18 protein-coding genes and 1 pseudogene are annotated in these 21,401 nt (G+C 70.7%); 11 read left to right on the plus strand and 8 right to left on the minus strand.

Annotated features, from left to right (window positions below; genetic code table 11):
* The first annotated feature begins 23 nt into the window (after positions 1 to 23).
* The 6 genes and pseudogenes from QFZ76_RS19155 to QFZ76_RS19180 all read left to right on the plus strand — a co-directional run.
* Positions 24 to 1,088 carry an ABC transporter substrate-binding protein gene (locus QFZ76_RS19155; RefSeq protein ID WP_307674882.1) on the plus strand — a complete coding sequence of 355 codons (1,065 nt, stop codon included), beginning with the start codon at positions 24 to 26 and terminating at the stop codon, positions 1,086 to 1,088.
* Positions 1,085 to 1,933: an ABC transporter permease gene (locus QFZ76_RS19160; protein ID WP_373464322.1), complete on the plus strand. Its 849-nt coding sequence runs from the start codon at positions 1,085 to 1,087 to the stop codon at positions 1,931 to 1,933. Before QFZ76_RS19155 ends, QFZ76_RS19160 begins: the two co-directional genes overlap by 4 nt.
* Positions 1,909 to 2,643 carry an ABC transporter ATP-binding protein gene (locus QFZ76_RS19165; protein ID WP_307674884.1) on the plus strand — a complete coding sequence of 245 codons (735 nt, stop codon included), beginning with the start codon at positions 1,909 to 1,911 and terminating at the stop codon, positions 2,641 to 2,643. The genes QFZ76_RS19160 and QFZ76_RS19165 overlap by 25 nt, the downstream gene beginning before the upstream one ends.
* The gene (locus QFZ76_RS19170) at positions 2,640 to 3,983 is read left to right on the plus strand and encodes an LLM class flavin-dependent oxidoreductase (protein ID WP_307674885.1); all 1,344 of its coding nucleotides are present in this window, start codon (positions 2,640 to 2,642) and stop codon (positions 3,981 to 3,983) included. Before QFZ76_RS19165 ends, QFZ76_RS19170 begins: the two co-directional genes overlap by 4 nt.
* A gap of 15 nt (positions 3,984 to 3,998) precedes the next feature.
* On the plus strand, positions 3,999 to 4,895 hold the full coding sequence (locus tag QFZ76_RS19175; RefSeq protein ID WP_307674886.1) for a TauD/TfdA family dioxygenase: 897 nt from the start codon (positions 3,999 to 4,001) through the stop codon (positions 4,893 to 4,895).
* A gap of 69 nt (positions 4,896 to 4,964) precedes the next feature.
* Positions 4,965 to 5,060, plus strand: a pseudogene (locus QFZ76_RS19180) (superoxide dismutase); the annotation flags it as partial.
* 79 nt (positions 5,061 to 5,139) lie between these two features.
* Here the strand turns inward: QFZ76_RS19180 and QFZ76_RS19185 are convergent.
* Positions 5,140 to 5,913: an SAM-dependent methyltransferase gene (locus QFZ76_RS19185; RefSeq protein WP_307674887.1), complete on the minus strand. Its 774-nt coding sequence runs from the start codon at positions 5,911 to 5,913 to the stop codon at positions 5,140 to 5,142.
* A 143-nt stretch (positions 5,914 to 6,056) separates the two neighbouring features.
* Between QFZ76_RS19185 and QFZ76_RS19190 the strand changes: the two genes are divergently transcribed.
* The gene (locus QFZ76_RS19190; RefSeq protein WP_307674888.1) at positions 6,057 to 6,290 is read left to right on the plus strand and encodes a hypothetical protein; all 234 of its coding nucleotides are present in this window, start codon (positions 6,057 to 6,059) and stop codon (positions 6,288 to 6,290) included.
* A gap of 16 nt (positions 6,291 to 6,306) precedes the next feature.
* Here the strand turns inward: QFZ76_RS19190 and QFZ76_RS19195 are convergent, their stop codons facing one another.
* Positions 6,307 to 6,969: a DsbA family protein gene (locus tag QFZ76_RS19195; protein ID WP_307674889.1), complete on the minus strand. Its 663-nt coding sequence runs from the start codon at positions 6,967 to 6,969 to the stop codon at positions 6,307 to 6,309.
* Positions 6,970 to 7,105: 136 nt separating this feature from the next.
* Between QFZ76_RS19195 and pepN the strand changes: the two genes are divergently transcribed.
* Both pepN and QFZ76_RS19205 read left to right on the plus strand, forming a co-directional pair.
* Positions 7,106 to 9,685 (plus strand): aminopeptidase N, encoded by a 2,580-nt coding sequence (gene pepN, locus QFZ76_RS19200; protein WP_307674890.1) that lies wholly within the window; start codon positions 7,106 to 7,108, stop codon positions 9,683 to 9,685.
* Between the two features lie 209 nt (positions 9,686 to 9,894).
* Entirely contained in the window at positions 9,895 to 10,953 is a 1,059-nt protein-coding gene (locus tag QFZ76_RS19205; RefSeq protein ID WP_307674891.1) for a hypothetical protein, read from the plus strand.
* Between the two features lie 109 nt (positions 10,954 to 11,062).
* On the opposite strand, the gene QFZ76_RS19210 is transcribed toward QFZ76_RS19205, so the two are convergent.
* Together QFZ76_RS19210 and QFZ76_RS19215 are read right to left on the minus strand one after the other, a co-directional pair.
* A complete protein-coding gene (locus QFZ76_RS19210) occupies positions 11,063 to 12,862 on the minus strand; it encodes a TIGR03767 family metallophosphoesterase (protein ID WP_307674892.1) in 1,800 nt (599 codons plus the stop codon).
* A 210-nt stretch (positions 12,863 to 13,072) separates the two neighbouring features.
* Complete coding sequence (locus tag QFZ76_RS19215) at positions 13,073 to 13,555, minus strand: NUDIX hydrolase (protein ID WP_307674893.1); 483 nt, start codon at positions 13,553 to 13,555, stop codon at positions 13,073 to 13,075.
* 261 nt (positions 13,556 to 13,816) lie between these two features.
* On the opposite strand from QFZ76_RS19215, the gene QFZ76_RS19220 reads away from it, so the two are divergent.
* Positions 13,817 to 17,125, plus strand: coding sequence for a S8 family serine peptidase (locus QFZ76_RS19220; RefSeq protein ID WP_307674894.1), 3,309 nt, complete (start codon positions 13,817 to 13,819; stop codon positions 17,123 to 17,125).
* 78 nt (positions 17,126 to 17,203) lie between these two features.
* On the opposite strand, the gene QFZ76_RS19225 is transcribed toward QFZ76_RS19220, so the two are convergent.
* Together QFZ76_RS19225 and QFZ76_RS19230 are read right to left on the minus strand one after the other, a co-directional pair.
* The gene (locus QFZ76_RS19225; protein WP_307674895.1) at positions 17,204 to 17,953 is read right to left on the minus strand and encodes a hypothetical protein; all 750 of its coding nucleotides are present in this window, start codon (positions 17,951 to 17,953) and stop codon (positions 17,204 to 17,206) included.
* 1 nt (position 17,954) lies between these two features.
* On the minus strand, positions 17,955 to 18,488 hold the full coding sequence (locus QFZ76_RS19230) for a sigma-70 family RNA polymerase sigma factor (protein WP_307680065.1): 534 nt from the start codon (positions 18,486 to 18,488) through the stop codon (positions 17,955 to 17,957).
* Positions 18,489 to 18,803: 315 nt separating this feature from the next.
* On the opposite strand from QFZ76_RS19230, the gene QFZ76_RS19235 reads away from it, so the two are divergent.
* Positions 18,804 to 19,817, plus strand: a complete 1,014-nt coding sequence (locus tag QFZ76_RS19235; protein ID WP_307674896.1) for an aspartate-semialdehyde dehydrogenase — start codon at positions 18,804 to 18,806, stop codon at positions 19,815 to 19,817.
* 90 nt (positions 19,818 to 19,907) lie between these two features.
* On the opposite strand, the gene QFZ76_RS19240 is transcribed toward QFZ76_RS19235, so the two are convergent.
* Together QFZ76_RS19240 and QFZ76_RS19245 are read right to left on the minus strand one after the other, a co-directional pair.
* Positions 19,908 to 20,738 (minus strand): hypothetical protein, encoded by an 831-nt coding sequence (locus tag QFZ76_RS19240; protein WP_307674897.1) that lies wholly within the window; start codon positions 20,736 to 20,738, stop codon positions 19,908 to 19,910.
* A 149-nt stretch (positions 20,739 to 20,887) separates the two neighbouring features.
* Positions 20,888 to 21,388, minus strand: coding sequence for a DUF1203 domain-containing protein (locus tag QFZ76_RS19245; RefSeq protein ID WP_307674898.1), 501 nt, complete (start codon positions 21,386 to 21,388; stop codon positions 20,888 to 20,890).
* Positions 21,389 to 21,401: the final 13 nt, after the last annotated feature.

A 21,401-nucleotide genomic window follows, 5' to 3' on the forward strand; every position in this document is an offset into this window, starting at 1 on the left:
TTCTCGGCTTACGGAGATCTCCCATGCCTTCCCCACCCCTGCCCGGAATCGACCGACGGCTCTTCCTCACCTCCCTGCTCGGCGTCTCGGCCGCCGCGGCCGGGCTCAGCGGCTGCGCGGACAGCAGCGCCGCGGCCTCGAAGTCGTCCCTCTCCGAGCCGCTGGCGAAGACGGTCCCCGCCGGCACCAGCTTGAAGATCGCCTCGTACCAGAACGTCCAGCAACTCCAGTTCAGGCTCGCGAAGTTCGGCGAGCTGCCTTTCAAGGTGAGCAGCTGGGCGAACATCGGCGCCGGCCCCGACGTCATCAACGCATTCCGTTCGGGATCCCTGGACGTCGCCAACAACGCGGGCATTCCGCCGATCCAGGCGCAGTTCCAGGGCTACGACGCGAAGATCGTCGCCATCAACGTCACCCGCAAACCGAACTATCTCTTCGCCACCAAGCCCGGCAGCGACATCCGCTCGGTCGCGGACTTCGCGGGGAAGAAGCTGGCCTTCTCGCAGGGCCAGGCGCAAGGCGTCGTACTCCTGCGGGCGTTGAAGAAGGCGGGGCTCGCGTACGACGACGTGAAGCTCGTGCCGCTGACCAGCAACCAGTTCCTCACGGCGCTGCAGTCGGGCCAGGTGGACATCGCGCCGCTCGCCAACCAGCAGGCGCCCGCCTATCTCCAGCAGTACGAGTCCAAGGGCGCCCACGCCATCACGACCGACGTCGTGGACCTGCTCAACCTGCTGTGGGCGCCGACGTCCGTGCTGTCCGACTCCGCGAAGGCCGCCGCGGTCGCCGCGTACATCCCGTACTGGGCGAAGGGCCAGGTCTGGCAGTACGAGCACCCGGACGTCTGGAACAGGGAGTTCTACGTCAAGACGCAGAACCTGAGCCTCGCGCAGGCGCGGTCGATCACCGAGCTCGCCAACAAGCCCCTGTTCCCGCCCAGTTGGGACGAGGCCGTGCGGTGGGAGCAGGAAACCGCCGATCTGCTGGCGGAGGGCGGCTTCGTGAAGGGCTTCAAGGTCGACTCGCTCTTCGACCGGCGCTTCGAGGGCATCGCGGCGAAGTCCGTACCGGCGGAGTACCGGAGGTGAGCGCCACCGTGACCACGACCGCCACCGCACCCGTCACGCCGACCGAGGCCAGTCCTCAGGTCCGCCGACGCCGCCGCCTCTCCCCCGGCCGCCGGCTGCCCGCCACCCGCCTGCTCGGCCCCGCCCTCATCCTCGCCCTGTGGGCTGCCGCCTCCGCCGCCGGACAGCTCGACCCGGGTGCGATCCCGGCGCCCTGGACGGTGCTGGAGACCGGCGTCCACCTGTGGACCGACGGCACCCTGCCCAACGACATCCTGACCTCGCTGCAACGCGCCGGATCGGGCTTCGCGATCGGCCTGACCGCGGGCATCGCCCTCGCCCTGGCCGCCGGGCTCAGCCGGACCGGCGAGGCGCTGATCGACGGGTCCGTGCAGCTCAACCGGGCGATCCCGACGCTCGGTCTGATCCCGCTGTTCATCCTCTGGCTGGGCATCGGCGAGACCTTCAAGGTCGCGATCATCGCGATCGTCGTCTACATCCCGATCTACCTGAACACGCACTCCGCGCTGTCCGGCATCGACCACCGGTTCGTCGAACTCGCCGAGGTCCAGGGCCTGTCGCGGTACGCCTTCATCCGGCGGATCGTCATCCCCGGCGCCCTGCCCGGCTTCTTCGTCGGACTGCGGCTCGGCGTGACCGGATCCTGGCTGGGCCTGGTCGTGCTGGAGCAGATCAACGCCACCAGCGGACTCGGCTACATGATGTTCCAGGCCCAGAACTACGGCCAGACGGACGTCATCCTCGTCGGCCTGGTCGTCTACGGCATCTTCGGCCTGATCTCCGACAGCGCGGTCCGTCTGATCGAACGGAGGGTGCTGTCATGGCGCCGCACGCTGAGCAGCTGACCCGCCCTGCCGTCCAGCTCCGGGGCCTGACCAGGTCTTTCGAAGGCCGCACGGTCCTCGACGGCATCGACCTCGACCTCCCCGCCGGACAGTTCACCGCCCTGCTCGGGCACAGCGGCTCCGGCAAGAGCACCCTGCTGCGGGCGGTCGCCGGACTCGACCACGAGGTGGCGGGGAGTGGCCGCCTGACCGCACCGGAAAGGGTGTCGGTCGTCTTCCAGGACTCCCGGCTGCTGCCCTGGCAGCGCGTCCTCGACAACGTCCTCCTCGGCCTCGACGGCAAGGAGGCGGACCGCAAGGGCCGCGAGGCCCTCGCCGAGGTGGGCCTGAAGGGCCGCGAACGGGCCTGGCCGAACGAGCTGTCCGGCGGCGAGGCCCAGCGCGCCGCCCTGGCCCGCTCGCTCGTCCGCGAGCCGGAACTCCTGCTGGCCGACGAGCCGTTCGGCGCCCTCGACGCGCTCACCCGGATCCGGATGCACGTCCTGCTGAGGCAGCTGTGGGAACGCCACCGGCCCTCCGTCCTGCTCGTCACCCACGACGTGGACGAGGCGATCGTGCTCGCCGACCGGGTCCTCGTCCTCGACCAGGGCCGTATCGGCCTCGACCTGACCATCGACCGCCCGCATCCGCGCTCGTACCGCGATCCGCTGCTCGGCGAGTACCGGGAGCGGCTGCTGGCCGCACTCGGCGTAACGGAGGACCACAAGTGACCACGAGACAGCTGCACCTGAACGCGTTCCTGATGACCACCGGCCACCACGAGGCGTCGTGGCGGCTGCCGGAGAGCGACCCGTACGCACATGTGGACCTCGCGCACTACGTCCGTCTCGCCCGGGCCGCCGAACGCGGCACCTTCGACTCGCTGTTCCTCGCCGACGGCCCGCAGCTCTGGGGAAGCGTGGCCCAGCGCCCCGCCGGCGCCCTGGAGCCGCTCACCCTGCTGACCGCGCTGGCCACGGCCACGGAGCACATCGGCCTGATCGCCACCGCCTCCACCTCCTACAACTCCCCCTACAACCTGGCCCGCAGGTTCGCCTCGCTCGACATCGTCAGCGGCGGCCGGGCGGGCTGGAACATCGTCACCACGGCGGGTGCCGAGGCCGCCCGCAACTTCGGTCTCGCCGCGGAGCCCGCGCACGCCGAGCGGTACGCCCGCGCCGCCGAGTTCCTCGACGTGGCCCTCAAGCTCTGGGACAGCTGGGAGGACGACGCGATCGTCGCCGACAAGGCGTCCGGCGTCTGGGGCGACGACACGAAGATCCATCCGCCCCGGCACCAGGGGTCGTACTTCAGCGTCGAGGGCGCCCTCAACGTGCCGCGCACCCCGCAGGGTTACCCGTTGCTCGTGCAGGCGGGGTCGAGCGAGGACGGGAAGCGCTTCGCTGCGCGGTACGCGGAGGCGGTGTTCACCGCCCAGCAGACCATCGAGGACGCGCAGGCCTTCTACGCCGACCTCAAGTCCCGCACGGCGGCGGCCGGTCGCGACCCCGACCACCTCAAGGTGCTGCCCGGCATCGTCCCGGTGATCGGGTCGACGGAGGCCGAGGCCCGTGCCAAGGAGCGGCTCCTCGAAGACCACATCGTGTACACGCACGGCGTGGCCCGGCTGGAGGGCCTGCTGCAACTGGAGCCGGGGACACTGGAGTTGGACGCCCAACTCCCTGCCGACCTGCCGCCGGAGAGTGCCATCGAGGGCGCCAAGAGCCGCTACACGCTCATCGTCGAGCTCGGCCGACGCGAACGCCTCACCGTGCGGCAGCTGGTCGGGCGGCTCGGCGGCGGCCGCGGGCACCTCACCTTCGCGGGCACGCCCGAGCAGGTCGCCGACGCGATCGAGACGTGGTTCACGCACGGCGCCGCCGACGGCTTCAACATCATGCCCGCGGTCCTGCCCTCCGGCCTCGACACCTTCGTCGACCACGTCGTCCCGATCCTGCGCACCCGCGGCCTGCTCCGCACGGAATACGGCCCGCGCCGGACCCTGCGGGAGCGGTACGGCCTTCCGCGCCCCGCCAACCAGTACGTCACGCCCGCACTCGCCCGAGTCTGAAAGGACCGACTCCCCATGACCGACATCCACATCAGCAAGGTCACCGCCAACATCGGCGCCCGTATCTCCGGCGTCGACCTCGCCAAGCCCCTCGACGAGGAGACGGTCGTCACCCTCCGCGACGCGCTGAACACCCACAAGGCCCTGGTCTTCGACGACGTGAACCTCGACGACGAGGGCCAGCAGGCCTTCGTCCGGCACTTCGGGGACATCACCACCGCCCACCCGACCGTGCCGTCCGTCGAGGGCGTACCGAACGTCCTGCCCGTCGACAGCGAGCGGGGCCGCGCCGCCAACAACTGGCACACGGACGTCACCTTCGTCCTCAACCCGCCCCAGGCCAGCACCCTGCGCAGCATCACGATCCCGCCGTACGGCGGCGAGACCCTGATCGCCAGCTCCGCGGCCGCCTACCGCGACCTGCCGCAGCCGCTGCGACTGCTGGCCGACACCCTGTGGGCCGAGCACACCAACGACTACGACTACGCCGTACCGGAGGAGACGGTCGACGAGGCACAGGCCGCCGCCCGCGCCCAGTTCACCTCGATCAAGTACCGCACGGCCCACCCGGTGGTCCGGGTCCACCCGCTGACCGGCGAACGCGGCCTGTTCATCGGCGGGTTCGCGCAGCGTCTGGTGGGACTGTCGGTGGGCGAGTCCCGCAAGATCCTCGACCTGCTCCAGTCGTACGTCACCCGGCCGGAGAACATCCTGCGCCACCGCTGGTCGGAGAACCAGCTGGTCCTCTTCGACAACCGCATCACCCAGCACTACGCCATCGACAACTACGACGGCCTGCCGCGCCGCCTGCACCGGGTGACCGTCGCCGGTGACGTGCCGGTGGGCGTGGAGGGCAAGGAGAGCTATGTGATCGAGGGAGACGCCTCGCACTACACCTCCGTGGCGGCCTGACCGCCCCCGCGCCGGCAGAAGGCCCCCACGTGCGACACGTGGGGGCCTTCTTGTTGGTACCAGGGCATCGTCGAGGCGATGTGGCAGGTCGTCAACTGGCAGGACGTGGGCCGGCGTTACGAGGCCGCGAAGTCCCGCCCGGACGTGCTGCTGATGGCGCCCTGACGCCCCGCGGCGGAAAGAAAGGAAGCCCCCGCGAGGACGTGACTCGCGAGGGCTTCCTCAGCTCGACGGCGGATGCCGCTCAGGGCTTGCGGGCCAGGCCGCCGTGCTGGCCGATCGGGTCGGGGGCGGTTCCCTCGGGACGCCACAGGGGCACCGACACGACACCCGGGTCCACCAGATCCAGGCCCTCGAAGAAGGCGGCGATCTGGTCGACCGGGCGCAGGAAGTAGGGGACCGCACCGGTCTCGTTGTAGGCGTCCTGGGCCTGCTCGTAGTCGGGGTCGGTGCCGCGGGAGCCGTCGTTTACGGAGAGGTAGCTGCCGGAGGGGAGGCCCGCAAGGAGGCGGCGGACAATGTCGCGGGCCGCGTCGTAGTCGGCGACGTGGCCGAGGATGCCGCTGAGGATCAGCGCGGTGGGCCGGGTGGGGTCGAGGGTCTTCGCGGCGGCCCGCAGGATCTGCTCCGGCTCGAAGAGACTGATGTCCTCGTACGCCGTCGCGCCCTGCGGCGTGGACGTGAGCAGGGCGCGGGCGTGGGCGAGGACCAACGGGTCGTTGTCGACGTAGACGATCCTCGACTCGGGGGCGAGGCGCTGTGCGACCTCGTGGGTGTTGTCGACGGTGGGCAGGCCGGTGCCGACGTCGAGGAACTGGCGTACGCCCGCCTCCTGCACCAGGTACCGGATGCTGCGGCCGAGAAAGGCGCGGCTGCTGCGGGCGATGGTCACGATGCCGGGGAAGACAGCGGTGTACGCGTCGCCGGCCAACTCGTCGACGGGGTAGTTGTCCTTGCCGCCGAGCCAGTAATTCCAGATCCGGGCCGAATGCGGCACCGACGTGTCGATCTCCGTCATGCGCCCATGGTGCTACGGCGCGTCCGGGTTCGCACGGCTAATCGAGTGAGAGAAGTGCGGCAAAACCGTCGGACTTCGCTGCCCCCGTGAACACGCGGCTCACGGGGGCAGCGGAATGCGAGGTTTCGCGCGATCGTGGCGGGATGCCCAAGGAGAAGATGCTCGCCTGCCACACCTGCGGGACCTACCAGCCGCACCGGCAGCCGAAGGACGACCGGGAGCGGCAGGTCATCCGCACGCTGAGACAGCTGAAGCCCACCACGTACGTCGAGGACTACTGGATCTGCGTCAGCGACGAACGGGACTGCCGCAACATCCGCCACCGGTGGAACGTCAAACCGCTCGACCCTCCGGAGAAGATGCCCGAGCCGGAGTGAGCCCCTGCGGGGCCGCTCACAGGTTGCTGAAGTCCGGGCCCTTGGTCCGGGTGCGCTTGATCTCGTAGAAACCGGGGATCGAGGCCACGGCGAGCGTGCCGTCCCACAGCCTGGCGGCCTCCTCGCCCTTGGGTGCCGGGGTGACGACCGGGCCGAAGAAGGCGATCTGCTCGCCGTCGGGGCCGGGGACGGCGATGACCGGGGTACCGACTTCCTGGCCGACCTTGTCGATGCCCTCCTTGTGGGAGGCGCGCAGCTCGGCTTCGAACTCGAAGTCCTTCTGGTCGGCGTACTCGATCAGGTCGGCGGGCAGGCCCGCGTCCGCCAGGGCCGCCGCGATCGCCTCTTCGGTGGGGCCCTCGCCCTGGTTGTGGAAGCGGGTGCCGAGGGCGGTGTAGAGGGGGCCGAGGACATCGGCGCCGTGCTTCTGCCAGGCGGCGGTCGCCACCCGCACCGGCTTCCATGCCTTGGTCGCGAGCATCTCCCGGTACTCCTCGGGCAGTTCGTCGATCCTGTCCTCGTTCAGCACCGCGAGGCTCATGATGTGCCAGCGCACCTCGATGTCGCGGACCTTCTCCACTTCCAGGACCCACCGGGAGGTCATCCACGCCCAGGGGCACAGCGGGTCGAACCAGAAGTCGACGGGGGTCTTGCCGGAGGCGGTCGCGGTCTCGGACATGAGTCTCCTCACAATGCGGGTCTTTCCCAACTGCAACAGTGACCGGCCCCCGCCCATTCCCTGCTGCCGGGCGCCGGGGGCCCATGGCAGGATCAGCCTGTCCGCATACTGAACACCAGCCCAGGGAGTACCGCCCGTGCCCGGTGAGAACCTGTCCCGCGACGAGGCCCGGGAGCGGGCCGCCCTCCTGTCCGTGGACGGCTACGACGTGTCCCTCGACGTCCGCTCCGCCGTCGGCGACGACACCACGGACGGACCGAAGACCTTCCGCTCGGTCACCACGATCCGCTTCCGCTGCGCCGAGCCCGGCGCGTCGAGCTTCGCGGACCTGATCGCGCCGAGTGTGACCGCCGTCTCCCTCAACGGCCGGGACCTCGACCCGGGCGAGGTCTTCGACGGCTGCCGGATCGCCCTCGACGACCTGGCCGCCGAGAACGAGCTGGTGGTCGACGCGCAGTGCGCGTACTCCCGTACCGGCGAGGGGCTGCACCGCTTCGTCGACCCGGAGGACGGCGAGGTCTACCTCTACACCCAGTACGAGCCGGCCGACTCCCGCCGCGTCTTCGCGAACTTCGAGCAGCCCGACCTCAAGGCCCCGTTCCGCTTCGAGGTACGGGCGCCCGAGGGGTGGACGGTGTGGAGCAACGGTGCCGGTGAACTGGCCGACGGCCGTTGGCGGTTCGCGGAGACGAAGCCGATCTCGACGTACATCACGTGTGTGGTGGCGGGCCCGTACCACTACGTGACGGACTCCTACTCCCGCGTCCTGGCCGACGGCACGACGCTGGACATCCCCCTCGGCGCCATGTGCCGCAAGGGCCTGGCCCCCCACTTCGACTCCGACGACGTCTTCCTCGTCACCAAGCAGGGCCTGGACTTCTTCCACGACCACTTCGACTACCCGTATCCCTTCGGGAAGTACGACCAGGCCTTCGTCCCCGAGTACAACCTCGGCGCGATGGAGAACCCGGGCCTGGTGACCTTCCGCGAGGAGTTCATCTTCCGGGGCAAGGTCACGCAGGCGTCCTACGAGGGCCGGGCCAACGTGATCCTGCACGAGATGGCGCACATGTGGTTCGGCGACCTGGTCACCATGGAGTGGTGGGACGACCTGTGGCTCAAGGAGTCCTTCGCCGACTTCATGGGCGCCTTCGCCCTGGTCGGCGCGACCCGCTTCAAGGACGGCTGGATCACCTTCGCCAACCGCCGCAAGGCATGGGCCTACCGCGCCGACCAGCTCCCCTCCACCCACCCGATCACCGCCGACATCCGCGACCTCCAGGACGCGAAGCTGAACTTCGACGGCATCACGTACGCCAAGGGGGCTTCCGTACTGAAGCAACTGGTGGCGTACGTCGGCCAGGACGCGTTCCTGGAGGGCGCACGGCGCTACTTCAAGCGGAACGCGTACGGCAACACGCGCCTCGGTGACCTGCTGTCCGTGCTGGAGGAGACCAGCGGGCGGGACATGGCCACCTGGTCGCGGGCGTGGCTGCAGACGGCCGGGGTCAACTCGCTGACCCCGCAGGTGCTGCTGGCGGCGGACGGCCGGGTCGACGAGCTGGCGGTCGTACAGGAGGCGGCCGAGTCCCATCCCGAACTGCGGCCGCACCGGGTGGCGGTGGGCCTGTACCGGCGTTCTGCGGACGGTTCCCTGGTCCGGTACGCCCGCGCCGACGTGGACGTGGACGGCCCGCGTACGGTCGTGGCGGAGCTGGCCGGTGCCGAGGCACCCGAGCTGGTGCTGGTCAACGACGACGACCTGACGTACTGCAAGATCCGCTTCGACGAGACGTCACTGGAGACGCTGCGGGGCGGGCTGGGTGACCTCACCGACCCGCTGGCCCGGGCCCTGTGCTGGTCCGCGCTGTGGAACATGACCCGGGACGCGCTGCTGCCGGCGCGGGACTTCGTGGACCTGGTGCTGCGGTTCGCGGGGCGCGAGTCCGGCATCGGCGTCCTGCAGATGCTGCACGCGTGGGCCAACTCGGCGCTGGTCAACTACGTGGCGCCCGAGTGGCGGCCGGTCGGTGAGCGCCTGCTGGCCGAGGGTGCGCTGCGCGAGCTGCGGTCCGCCGAGCCGGGCAGCGAGCGCCAGCTGGCGTGGGCGCGGTTCCTCGCGACCGTGGCGTCCGGTGCGGAGGAGCTGGGGTTGCTGCGGGGCCTGCTGGACGGCACGGCGAAGATCGACGGGCTGGACGTGGACCAGGAGCTGCGCTGGGCGTTCCTCCAGCCGCTGACGGCCCACGGGGTCGCGGACGAGGGGATGCTGGCCGCCGAACTGGCCCGCGACAACACCGCGTCCGGCAAGCGTCACCAGGTCCGCTGCCTCGCCGCCCGCCCGTCGGCGGCGGTCAAGGCGCAGGCGTGGGCGCAGCTCGTGGAGTCCGACGCGCTGTCCAACGCCCTGGTCGAGGCCACCCTCGCGGGTTTCGCCCAGCCCTCCCAGCGGGAGCTGCTCGCGCCGTACGCGGAGAAGTACTTCGCGGCGATCGAGCGGGTGTGGCGGGAGCGGTCGATCCAGATCGCGATGCACGTGGTCGAGGGCCTGTTCCCGTCCCTCCAGCACTCGCGGGCGACGCTGGACGCGACGGACGCGTGGCTGGCGGCCCACGAGGACGCGGCTCCGGCGCTGCGGAGGCTGGTGCTGGAGGCGCGGGACGACCTGGCGCGGGGGCTGCGCGGACAGGCGTGCGACGCGGGGACGGCCGGCTGACGATCTTTGGCCTGCGATCGGGCGGTCCGTGACCGTTACGGAATTCAGGCAAGAGGAGCCGTAACCCCTGGTCCCACCCGAACGGACCAGGGGTTTTCGGTACCTCCTCGGCATCCGAACACCTGTCCTTTAGTTCTGCCTTGTCGGGATTTGTCGACGGGTGTGTAACAGCGGTTAGAAGGCCGGCGGACCGCGGCAATCTCCACGCCATGAACCACAACACCCCGGTCCCGCCGCTCTCCCCCCGCCCCCTGCACCACCTCGCCGAGGTGCACCGCCGCGTCGTGACGGCCGCGGCCCTCCGCTCGCACGGCGTCACCCCGGCCGAGACGAACGAGCAGTGCCGCCCCGGCGGCCCCTGGCAGCAACTGCTCCCCGGCGTCTTCCTGCTCCACCCCGGCCCGCCGACCAGCGAGGAGCGGCTGCACGCGGTGCTGATGTACGCGGCGAAGGAGCGGACGGCAGGCGTCCCCGCCCAGCCGGGCGCGGAGGAACCGCACCGCCCCAGGTACGCGGAGGCGATGATCACGGGCCTTGCGGCCCTCACCCTCCACGGCTTCTCCGCCACACCCCCGCTGACGGCCCTGGACCGCATCGACGTCCTGGTCCCCCGCCTGCGCCGGCTCCGCTCGACGGGCTGCGCCCGCATCGTCCGTACGGCATCCATGCCCACCCCGCAGCAGGTCACCGGCGTCCCGGTCGCCCCCGTCCCGCGCGCCCTCGCCGACGCGGTGACCGAACTGACGGACGGGGGCGCCGTATGCCGGCTGCTGACCGAGGCGGTACGCGCCGGACACTGCGAACCCGCCGCGGTGGTACGGGAGTTGAGCAACGCGAAGCTGCTGAGAAGCCCGCACGTGGTCGACGCGGTGGACTCGCTGTTGGCGGAGAGCCGGGCGATCGCGGAGTACCGCCTGTACAGGATGGTGAGTGCGTACGACCTCCCGGACCCGGTCTGGAACGTGGACCTGCGCCTCCCCGGCGGCCCGCACCTCGGCGGCCTCGACGCGTACTGGCCCGAGCAGGCGGTCGCGGTGGAACTCGACACCCGCGCCCCCCGCCAAGGCCATCGGCAGGACGACGACGCCCTCTCGTCCGAATACGCCCGCAAGCGCGAGCACCTGGAGCGCCTCGGCATCACGGTCGTCCACATCACCCCGAAGAAGCTCAGGGACGCGCTGGAGCAGCAGGCGACAGTGGTCCGCACGGCACTCATGGCGTCCGGCGACCGCGAGCCGGCCGCGTATGTCGTGGTGCTGCCCCGTTAGTGGCGAACCGGGGCGGGACCAGGAGGGGAGAGGAGGGACCGCGGGGTTCGCACCCGGCGGCCTCTCCTCGTCGCGTGCCGCAGTACTCCGCTGCCGCCGCGGGCCGGTCTCAGCCCTTCTTCAGCAGCAGTTCCGTGTTCCGGTCCTTGGCCTCCCCGCCCAGGTCCGTGCGGGCGCCCGGCGCGTTGTAGGAGAGCTCGCGGTAGAGGGCGGCCAGGCCGGTCTGGGAGAGGTCGCTGAAGTCGGTGCGGTGGGGGGCCGAGGACTCGATGCAGGTGGTGAAGATCGAGACGGTGCCGTCCTTGTTGTCGGCCAGCTCGATGACGCGGGCGAGCTGGGGATAGTCGACGTGGGAGGCGGTGGAGATCTCCCAGAAGGAGCGGCCGTTCGGGGCGGAGTGCGGGGTGATGGCGTTGCGGTGGATGTGGCCGTTCACCCAGGCCAGGACGTTGGCGTGACTGCCGAGGAGGGCGACGACCTCCTGGCCGTTGTGCCGCTTCTCGCCCGGACGGGCCGGGTCGGGGCGGGTGTTGGTCATCGACGTGCTGGTGTGGTGGCTGAAGACGACCGCGTACGAGTCCTTGTTGTCGCGCAGGGTCTTGTCCAGCCACTTCAACTGGGCCGCCCCGATGGAGCCGTTGTAGTGGCCGCCGGGGTCGGTGGTGTCGAGGCTGATGCCGATGACGTCGTCGGCGATGCGGAAGCTGTAGTACTGGGTGCCCGCGTCGACGTTGGCGGAGGAGTAGCCGTGGCCGACGGGGCCCACACCGCGGTAGGCCGGGTCGAGGTGGGCCTTGAGGTAGTCGGCGGCGGTGTACGGGGCGCGCTTCTCGTCCGGCGTGACCGAGCGCATGTCACGGACGTGCGCCTTGAGGAGGTCGCGGAAGGCGGTCCCCATGGGGTCCTTGCCGTTCCTGAGGGAGTCCTGGAGCTTCTTCGCCTCGGACGCGGACAGGCTCATCAGCTTCTTGCCGCCGATGGCGTACTCGGCGAGCCAGGAGTCGCCCAGGCCGAAGCAGCCGAGCGGCATGGCGTCGTGGTTGCCGACGGTGGAGTACCAGGGCAGGTTGAGGCCGGGGCTGTTCAACTCCCGTACGGCGGCGGCCAGGAAGCCCTCCAGCTGCGGGAAGCCGAACTGCTTGTCGGTGTCGCGTGAGGTCGTGTCGGGCTGCCAGTACTGCTTGAGGCCGCTGTTCTGGACGCCCTCGTAGCGGCGCGGGTCACCGGAGTCGGGAGTGATCCGGCCGCCGCTCATCACGGTCAGGTACCACTCCAGCTCGTTCCTCGCGTTGTTGTCCGTGTTGTCGCCGGTCGTCATCGCGAAGTGCAGCGGGGCGCCGGTGACGGGGGCGCCCCGCAGCGCGTTCACCCGCTCGACGAGCGAGACCGCGCCGTGCACGGTCAGCGCCTCCTGCGGCCGCCAGGCGTGGATGTCCGTGGAGCGCAAGAACTCCAGGCGCATCGGATGCTGGGCGTCGGTCAGGTGCAGATCGGTGAGCTGCACGAACGCGGCGAGCGTGGTCCGGCGTCCGGCTCGGCCGGTCTTGGCGGCGGCGAGCTCGCTGCGGACCCCCCGTCGCCAGCCGGGGCCGTTGCCGAGGCGCCGGAAGCCGGAGCTCGTCCGCGGGGCCGCGACGGTGGCGAGGGTGGTGCCACGGGTGTACGGCGCGAGGGGCGCGGCCGGCGCGATGGGGGTCCCCCCGGTCGAGCGAAGTCGAGACTGGGGGAGGGACTGGGCCACGGGCGCCCCCGCGGCTTCGGCGCCCGAGGCGGAGGTGGCTGCCCGGCTGTCGGTGGGCCGCAGGGCGTAGCCGACGCCCGCGGAGACGGACACGGCCGCGGTGGCGGCGAGGACGGTACGGCGGTTGACCCCCAGCGCGGAGCTGGCGACAGAGCGTGTGCGCGGCATGGCGCGATCTCCCCGAGTGCGAACTGCGTCGGCAGTGGTCGCGGGCGATCGCCGGCCGTGACTGCCGCGAACTTCCCGCTCTCACTGGATCGTTGGCACCGGGGATGACCTGCGCGTGAACGAGGCGGCAACGCGCAACGCCGATCACCGTACGTGGATCTTGGACTACCCTGCGCGTCCGCGAGCGCTCTCCGGACGGCCCGGAGGCGGTTACTCCGTGTTCATCTTTCCGGGTAGGGGAGGTGTTCCCGGGGGCGTTTGCGCGACCGTTTCGGCCAGCAGCCGCAGCCCGATGTCGACCAGCCCCACCCGGTTCAGTTCCGGTACGGCGTCGAGGTCATGCCAGGCGGCCATGTCCGTGGAGCCGCCGATCTCGTAGCGCAGCTCGCCGCCGGTGACCCGGGCCTCGTACAGGAGCCGCACGCCGTGGTGGTCGACGGTCCGGCCGAAGCGGCGCCGGAGGGTACGGCGGGACGAGTGCACGCCGAGCAGGCCGGTGACCTCGATGCGGTACCCGGTCTCCTCGGTCACCTCCCGCAGGACGGTGTCGTGCGGATCCTCGCCGTGCTCCATACCGCCGCCGGGCAGGACCCACTCGGGCGGGCCGCCGTCCGGTGCCGGGGAGCGGGAGAGCAGGAGTTGTCCGTCCCGGACGCACAGGGCGTAGGCCGCCACCCTCAACTTCCGTCGCATCGAAGGACGTTAACCCGGGTCGGGAACCGCTTGCGCCCTGAAGTGCACCCCTGGGCGACTTGCCCTGTTTGCGGCTCATCTCCCCAAAGGGCACCGGGGGTTTTCCCCATCCGCCCATATCGATTCGGTCAACTCTCCCTAAACATCCTTCCCATGCGTAAAGCTGTGCGATCGTCCGGGATCGCATTCCGGACCCACCGCGACCAGGACCGATCGGTCCCGGCCGCCACCCGCTCGTTCCTTTACCTACAAGGGATGCCGATGACCCTCACCCCCCAGCGTGAACCGATACCCGGCGCGAGACGCGTGGCCCGGATTGCCGTGGCCGCCGGTCTGGTGGCCGCGCTCTCCGCGGCGGGGCCGATACCCATGGCCCTCGCCGACGCCGAGGCCCCCGTCGCGGCCGACCCGGGCGTGAAGTCCGCCCACGACAAGCTCGGCTCCGACGACGCCGACCTGCTCGCCGAGGCCAAGGCCGACGGCGACAAGACCGTCACGATGATGGTCGCGACCGCTCCCGGGCAGACCGAGAAGGTCGCCGAGCAGCTGGACGCGGTCCAGGGCGGCCTGGTCGGCCGTACCTACGACAAGCTCGGCTACGTCCGCGCGACGGTCCCCACCGGCAAGGCGGACTCGGCCATCGCCGCCGCCGCGAAGCTGACCTCCGTGCACGGCATCGACCTGCGGCAGGACATCCCGCTCGACGACCCGACGCCGGCCGCGGACGCCGCGAAGGGCGCTGCGAGCACGGGCGGCACGGCCGCCTACCCCGCGCCGAACAAGGGGACCCCCGCCGAGAACCCGTACAACCCGTCCTTCGAGACGGGCGCCGTCGACTTCGTGGAGGACCACCCGAAGGCGGACGGCCGCGGCGTCACCATCGGCATCCTCGACTCGGGTGTGGACCTCGCCCACCCGGCGATGCAGAAGACCACCACCGGAGAGCGGAAGATCGTCGACTGGGTGACGTCGACCGACCCGGTCTCCGACGGCGACCTCTCGTGGCGCCGGATGCTCACCTCGGTGGCCGGCCCGGCGTTCTCCGCGGCCCCCGCCGGCGGCGCCGCCGAGGCGTTCACGGCGCCGGCCGGCTCGTACAAGTTCAACTACTTCTACGAGTCCGCGACCGCCGGCGGCGACCAGCTCGGTGACGTCAACCGCGACGGCGACACCACCGACGCCTGGGGCGTGCTGTACGACGCCGCGGCCGGCACGGTGCGCGTCGACCTCGACGACGACCACGACTTCGGTGACGAAGAGCCGATGAAGCCGTACAAGGACGGCTACCAGATCGGCTACTTCGGCACGGACAACCCGGCGACCGAGGTCGCCGAGCGCATCCCGTTCGTCGTCGAGATCCGCAAGGACGTCGTCTACAACGCCGCCGGCGCCAAGGCCGACTACGTCAACATGGGCATGATCTCCAGCGAGCACGGCACGCACGTGGCGGGTATCACCGCCGCGAACGGCCTGTTCGGCGGCAAGATGAACGGTGCCGCGCCGGGCGCGAAGATCGTCTCCTCGCGTGCCTGCGAGTTCGGTCCCGGATGCACCAACGTCGCGCTCACCGAGGGCATGATCGACCTGGTCGTCAACCGCGGTGTCGACATCGTCAACATGTCGATCGGCGGTCTGCCGGCGCTGAACGACGGCAACAACGCGCGCGCCGAGCTGTACACGCGCCTCATCGACACCTACGGCGTCCAGCTGGTCATCTCGGCCGGCAACTCCGGCCCCGGTGCCAACACGATCGGCGACCCCGGCCTGGCCGACAAGGTCATCTCGGTCGGTGCGTCCATCTCCAAGCAGACCTGGGCCGCCAACTACGGCTCGGTCGTGGAGAAGAAGTACGCGATGATGCCGTTCTCCTCGCGCGGTCCGCGTGAGGACGGCGGGTTCACGCCCACCCTGGTCGCCCCGGGTGCCGCGATCAACACCATCCAGACCTGGCTGCCGGGCGCCCCGGTCGCCGAGGCGGGCTACACCCTGCCGGCCGGTTACGGCATGCTCCAGGGCACCTCGATGGCGTCCCCGCAGGCCGCGGGCGCGTCCGCGCTGCTGCTGAGCGCCGCCAAGGCGAAGAAGATCGACCTCACCCCGGCCACCCTGCGCACCGCGCTCACCTCGACCGCCGACCACATCAGTGGTGTGCAGGCGTACGTGGAGGGGGCAGGCCTCATCAACATCCCGGACGCCTGGGACTCGATCCTCGACGGCGCCACCGCGCACGACTACACAGTGAAGGCCCCGGTCGACACCGCGATCGACCAGTTCCTGAAGACCCCGGGCTTCGGCACGGGTCTGTACGACCGTGAGGGCGGCCTCAAGGCCGGTCAGAAGAAGACGTACGACGTCACGATCACCCGTACGTCCGGCGCCGACAAGGCGATCCGCCACGAGCTGCACTTCGAGAACAACGCGGCGAGCACCTTCAGGATCGTCGGCTCCGACGAGGTGAAGCTGCCGCTGAACCAGCCGGTGACCGTCAAGGTCCAGGCCGCGCCGCAGTCCGCGGGTCTCAAGAGCGCGATCCTCGAGGTCGACGACCCGAAGACCGAAGGCATCGACAAGCAGGTCATGACGGCGGCCGTGGTCTCCGCGCCGCTCAAGTACACCTACTCGGCGTCGAGCACGGTCCAGCGCAACAGCACCCAGTCCTACTTCGTGACCGTGCCTGAGGGCGCCAAGTCCCTCGAGGTCGCCATCGGCGGGCTGAAGGACAAGAGCCAGACCCGGTTCATCGCCATCCACCCGTACGGCGTTCCGGTCGACACCACCAGCACCCCGAACTGCTACAACAACTACCTCGACGGCAACGGCTGCAGGCCCGACGTGCGTTCGTACGCCGACCCGGTTCCGGGCGTCTGGGAGATCGAGGTCGAGTCGCGCCGTACGTCGCCGCTGCTCGACAACCCGTACAAGCTCGACGTCGCCGTCCTCGGCGCGGTCTTCGACCCGGAGACCGTGACCGTGCCCGAGGCCAAGGTCGGCACCCCGGCCACCGCCTCCTGGAAGGTGACGAACAACCTCGCCGCCGTCGACGGCAAGCTGGCCGGCGGTCCGCTCGGATCGGCCAAGTCGGCCCGCCCGACGATCGCCGAGGGCGAGACGCACACCACCACGGTCACGGTGCCCGCGGGCGCCAAGTCCCTGGACGTCGCCATCGGCAACGTCTCCGACGCCGCCGCCGATCTGGACCTCGTCGTGTACGACGCGGCGGGCGAGGAGGCGGGCAGCTCGGCCGACGGTGACTCGGAGGAGTCCGTGTCCGTGGCCTCCCCGGCCGCCGGCACGTACACCATCGAGGTCATCGGCTACGCGGTCCCGGCCGGTTCCACGGCGTACGACTACCAGGACGTGTTCTTCTCCGCCGCCCTCGGCAGCGTCACCGTCGACGACTCGACGCCGGTGAAGCTCGCCACGGGCGCCTCCACCACGGTCTCCGGCAGCGTCACCGCCGCCGCGGCCGCCCCGGAGGGCCGGGAGTTCTTCGGCCAGGTCCAGCTGCTCAACGCGCGCGGCACGGTCGCGGGCACCGGCAGTGTGAAGATCGAGAAGGTGACGCCGTAGTCGGTGCGGCTCACGCCGTAGTCGTTTCGGCTGTCGGGGCGGGCGTTCGTCGGAGTACCGACGGGCGCCCGCCCTTCGTCATGCGCAGGGCAGCCCGCGCGACTCGGCCGCCGAGACGGTGAGCCGGGCCCGGTCGCGGGCGATCTGCTTCTCGCCGACGAGCCAGTACTCGGGTTGGCGCTCGCCGTTCGGGACGGCGAAGAGCACCTGGTCGCCCTCGCGGAGACCGGGGACGACGTTCCCGTCGATCACGTAGGTGAGCTCCTTCTTGTCGTCCGCGCCCGGCTTCTCCGGCTTGTAGTAGCGCGTCACGTCGATGGTGACGCGGAAGAACTCGGTACCGGGGAGCCGCTCCACGCTCGTGGCCCTGCCCTCGGCGATCAGGCGGGAGCAGGCGAAGTAGTGCGGGCCGCCGAAGACGGAGCCGGCGTCGGAATCCTCCTTGGAGGCCGCGCTGTCGCTGCTCGCCCCGGCGTCCATGCCATCCCCGGGCTGCGCCAGCAGCCACGCCATGCCCGACAGCAGAGCCGCGGCGCACGCCACCGCGAGGCCGCCGAAAGCGAGGTTGAGCGTCGTACGGCGCCGGGGGCGGGACCGTCGTACGGGAACGGGCTCGGGAGCCTCGGCGGGCGTGGGGGGGTCGGCGAGTGTCCGTCCGATGATGCCCAACTGCTCGCGCAGCAGTGCGAGATCGGCCTCGGCGGAACGGTGTTCGGCCATGAAGGCGGCATCCGCGCGGACGGCGTCCGACAGGGGTTCGTCGGTGATGGCGGCCATCAGCGCGTCCATGCCGGCGTGTTCGGCGCGTCCGTCGTGTTCGGCGGTCATGTCACACCACCTCGTCCTCGTGCAGGCGGGCGCGCAGGGCCCGTACCGCCGTGTGCAGCCGGCTCTTCACCGTGCCCTCGGGGATGCCGAGCTCCTCGGCGATCCCGCGCACCGGAAGGTCGGCGTAGAACCGCAGGACGAGGACCTGACGCTGGGCGTCGGGCAGCTCGTCCAGTCCCTGGGCGACGGCGAGGGAGAGCAGGCTGGTGTCCTCGCCGGAGGTCTGGTCGGCCTGGCGCAGGGAGGCCAGGCGTTCCCCGACGCGCTCCTGGCGGCGCTTGGCCCGGTGCCAGTCCATCGCCAGGTTGGAGGCGACGACCGCCGCCCACGCGGACACGTCGCGCGGCGCCTCGTCCCCCCGCGCCGCGCGCTCCAGCAACCGCAGGCGGACCTGCTGCACCCCGTCCGGCAGGTCCGCCTGCGGTACCCCGCCCAGGGCGAGCACGGCTCGCACCCGGCGTTCCTGGGCCGCGTCCAGCGGATCGTCGAGTACGTCCCCCTGGCCGCGGCGGGCCTTTCTGCGCAGCACAGACACCCCTCCCCTCACCGCGTCACCTCTACGACGCCGCAGCGGGCGGAAACGTTCGGCGGAAGGGTGGGAAGTTCTTCGGAGGCGTACGTCACACCGGCGCGGCAGGCCGCACAGCTTGCGGCGCGGAACGGTCACCGGGCGAATTCCTGCGGCTCAGGCGAGGTGTGGGCAGGAGTTCCGCAGGTGTCGGCCGCCCTGGTGTGTCCCAGTCCGCGGGCATGGTGACCAAAGAATTGGACAGGTAGGCCCATGTCGGCCGCATCATGGAAAAGTCTCGGCCAGGCAACACGCACGTAAAGACAGACAGAGGGAGTCACCGTGAGGGTCGGAATCGTCGGAGCCACTGGTCAGGTCGGCACGGTCATGCGCAGGATGCTGGTCGAGCGGGACTTCCCGGTCACCGAGCTGCGTCTGTTCGCCTCGGCCCGCTCGGCCGGGACGGTCGTCGACGGTGTGACGGTGGAGGACGCCTCCACGGCCGACTACTCCGGCCTCGACATCGTCCTGTTCTCCGCGGGCGGCGCCACCTCCAAGGCCCTCGCCGAGAAGGTCGCCTCCCAGGGCGCGGTCGTGATCGACAACTCCTCGGCCTGGCGCAGGGACCCCGAGGTGCCGCTGGTCGTCGCCGAGGTCAACCCGCACACGATCGTGGACCGGCCCAAGGGCATCATCGCCAACCCGAACTGCACCACGATGGCCGCGATGCCGGTACTGAAGCCGCTCCACGAGGAGGCCGGCCTCGAGGCGCTCGTCGTCGCCACCTACCAGGCGGTCTCCGGCTCGGGTCTGGCCGGTGTCGCCGAGCTGCACGGCCAGGCACAGAAGGTCGTCGCCGACGCGGACAAGCTGACCCACGACGGTTCGGCGGTCGACTTCCCCGAGCCGCAGGTCTACAAGCGGCCCATCGCCTTCAATGTGCTCCCGCTGGCCGGCTCCATCGTCGACGACGGCCTGAACGAGACCGACGAGGAGCAGAAGCTCCGCAACGAGTCCCGCAAGATCCTGGAGATCCCGGCCCTCAAGGTCTCCGGCACCTGCGTGCGCGTCCCGGTCTTCTCGGGCCACTCGCTCCAGGTCAACGCCCGTTTCGCGCGTCCGCTGAGCGCGGAGCGCGCGACGGAGCTGCTGGCCGGCGCCCCCGGGGTCGCTCTTTCCGAGATTCCGACCCCTCTCCAGGCCGCCGGCCAGGACCCGTCGTTCGTCGGCCGCATCCGCACCGACGAGACCGTGGAACACGGCATCGCCCTCTTCATCTCCAACGACAACCTCCGCAAGGGCGCGGCCCTGAACGCGGTCCAGATCGCGGAGCTGGTGGCGGCGGAACTCAGCTGAGCGGCGCCCGGCTCGGGAGTCCCGCCGGCGGGCGGGCGGTGCGGGAAACGGCGCGCCCGAGCCGATCAGGCACCTGATCGGTCAGGTGGATCAGGCGGCACCCGGGGACTTCGTGGCCTGGGCGACCTTGCCCGTCACGTCCACGGTGTCCTCGGCGGCCGGCGCCTCGACGTCGGCCTCGGTACCGAAATCGCTGAACTTCAGCGTGGTGGTGCTGGTGACCGTCCGGCTCTGCTTCGGCGCGTCCCCGGAATCGGGGCGCAGGCTCAGCCGGACGGTCTGCTGCCGCAGGCGGCCCTGGTCGTCGAGCCACATGTCGAGCGGGAGCGACGACGTGCCCAGCTGCTCGCGCAGCGCCTTCGCCCTGGCCGGATCACCCTCGGCCAGGGCCTCCACGTCGGCCTTGACCCGGTAGTGCGTGGTGCGCGCCCCGTCGATCGTGTCCGTCCCGACCCTGGTGACGTCGCGGTCGGTCACGCCCCTGGCGTACCCGAACGACTCGGCCGGGTCGCTGACCTGCCCGTCCGCGCCGCCGGAGCCGGAGCTGTCCAGCCGGGCCAGGTCGATCTTCATCCAGGTCTTGTCGGGCGGCAGCCGGAGCTGGCTCCGCTGCTCGGCGGGCGCCTTCTGGTAGACGACACCGTCGAGGGCCCGCTGCTCGATCTTCTGGCCCTGGGCGGTCAGCGTCATGCGGCTGTCGCCCTCTTCGAGGTCCATCACACCGTCGCCGCGCGCCGTCACGGACTCCCCGGCCGCGGCGGCCTGGGTGGTCAGGGTCATCCTCGCGGTGTCGGCCTCGGCCGTCCTGCGGTACGCGGCTCGCACGGTCTGGGACTCGGACGCCTTGTCACGCCCGTCCTTCGGCTGTCCCTCCTTCTTGTCGTCGCCGTCGGAACAGCCGGCCAGTCCCACGGTGAGCACGAGCGCTGTGGCGGCTCCTAAGACACTTTTACCCGTCATAGGAACTTTCCTCCCCAACTCGGTTCATAGATGGGTGACTTGACCCGAACCGGGTTCCCCGTCCTCTTCGTGCCACTCCCCGGCCTTCCGCGCTGGTCGGCGGGCGAAGGTCAGGGGCGGCGTACCTCGTAGAGGAAACAGCCGTACTCGACGGCCCTGACATGCACCAACGCCACCTCGGGATCGGCGAAGGCCTCCGCGAGGGCCGCGTCCAGCGCCTCACTGGCCGTCTCCGCCCCCGGGATCTCCAGAAGGCGCCCGCCGAGGATGTGTCCGTCGGCGGAGTAGCGGCGGACGACACGCAGGACTCCCGGCCGGACGAAGGGGTGGTCGGCGAGGTCCGGCCCCGCGCACTCCTCCGTGTGGACGAAGACCGGGCCCTGCTCGTCGTACGCCCCCGGATCGGCCCCCGTCTGAGCCGCCCAGCGGCGCAGCGGGGCGTACGAGACGAGGGCGATTCGCTCCCCCCGCTCGCTGCGGCGCAGGCAGCAGCGGAGCGGGGCGCCGCCCTCCTCGTCGGTCACGGGAACCATCTCGCGTCCCGAGTCGTCAGCAGAGCGCAGCTCCTTCAGGACCGTCGGAAGAACAGGGCGTGCGATGTACGTCGTCATGTCCTCAGACTCG

Origin of the sequence: Streptomyces sp. V4I2 (genome assembly GCF_030817655.1) — a bacterium.
Taxonomy (GTDB): Bacteria; Actinomycetota; Actinomycetes; order Streptomycetales; family Streptomycetaceae; genus Streptomyces; species Streptomyces plumbiresistens.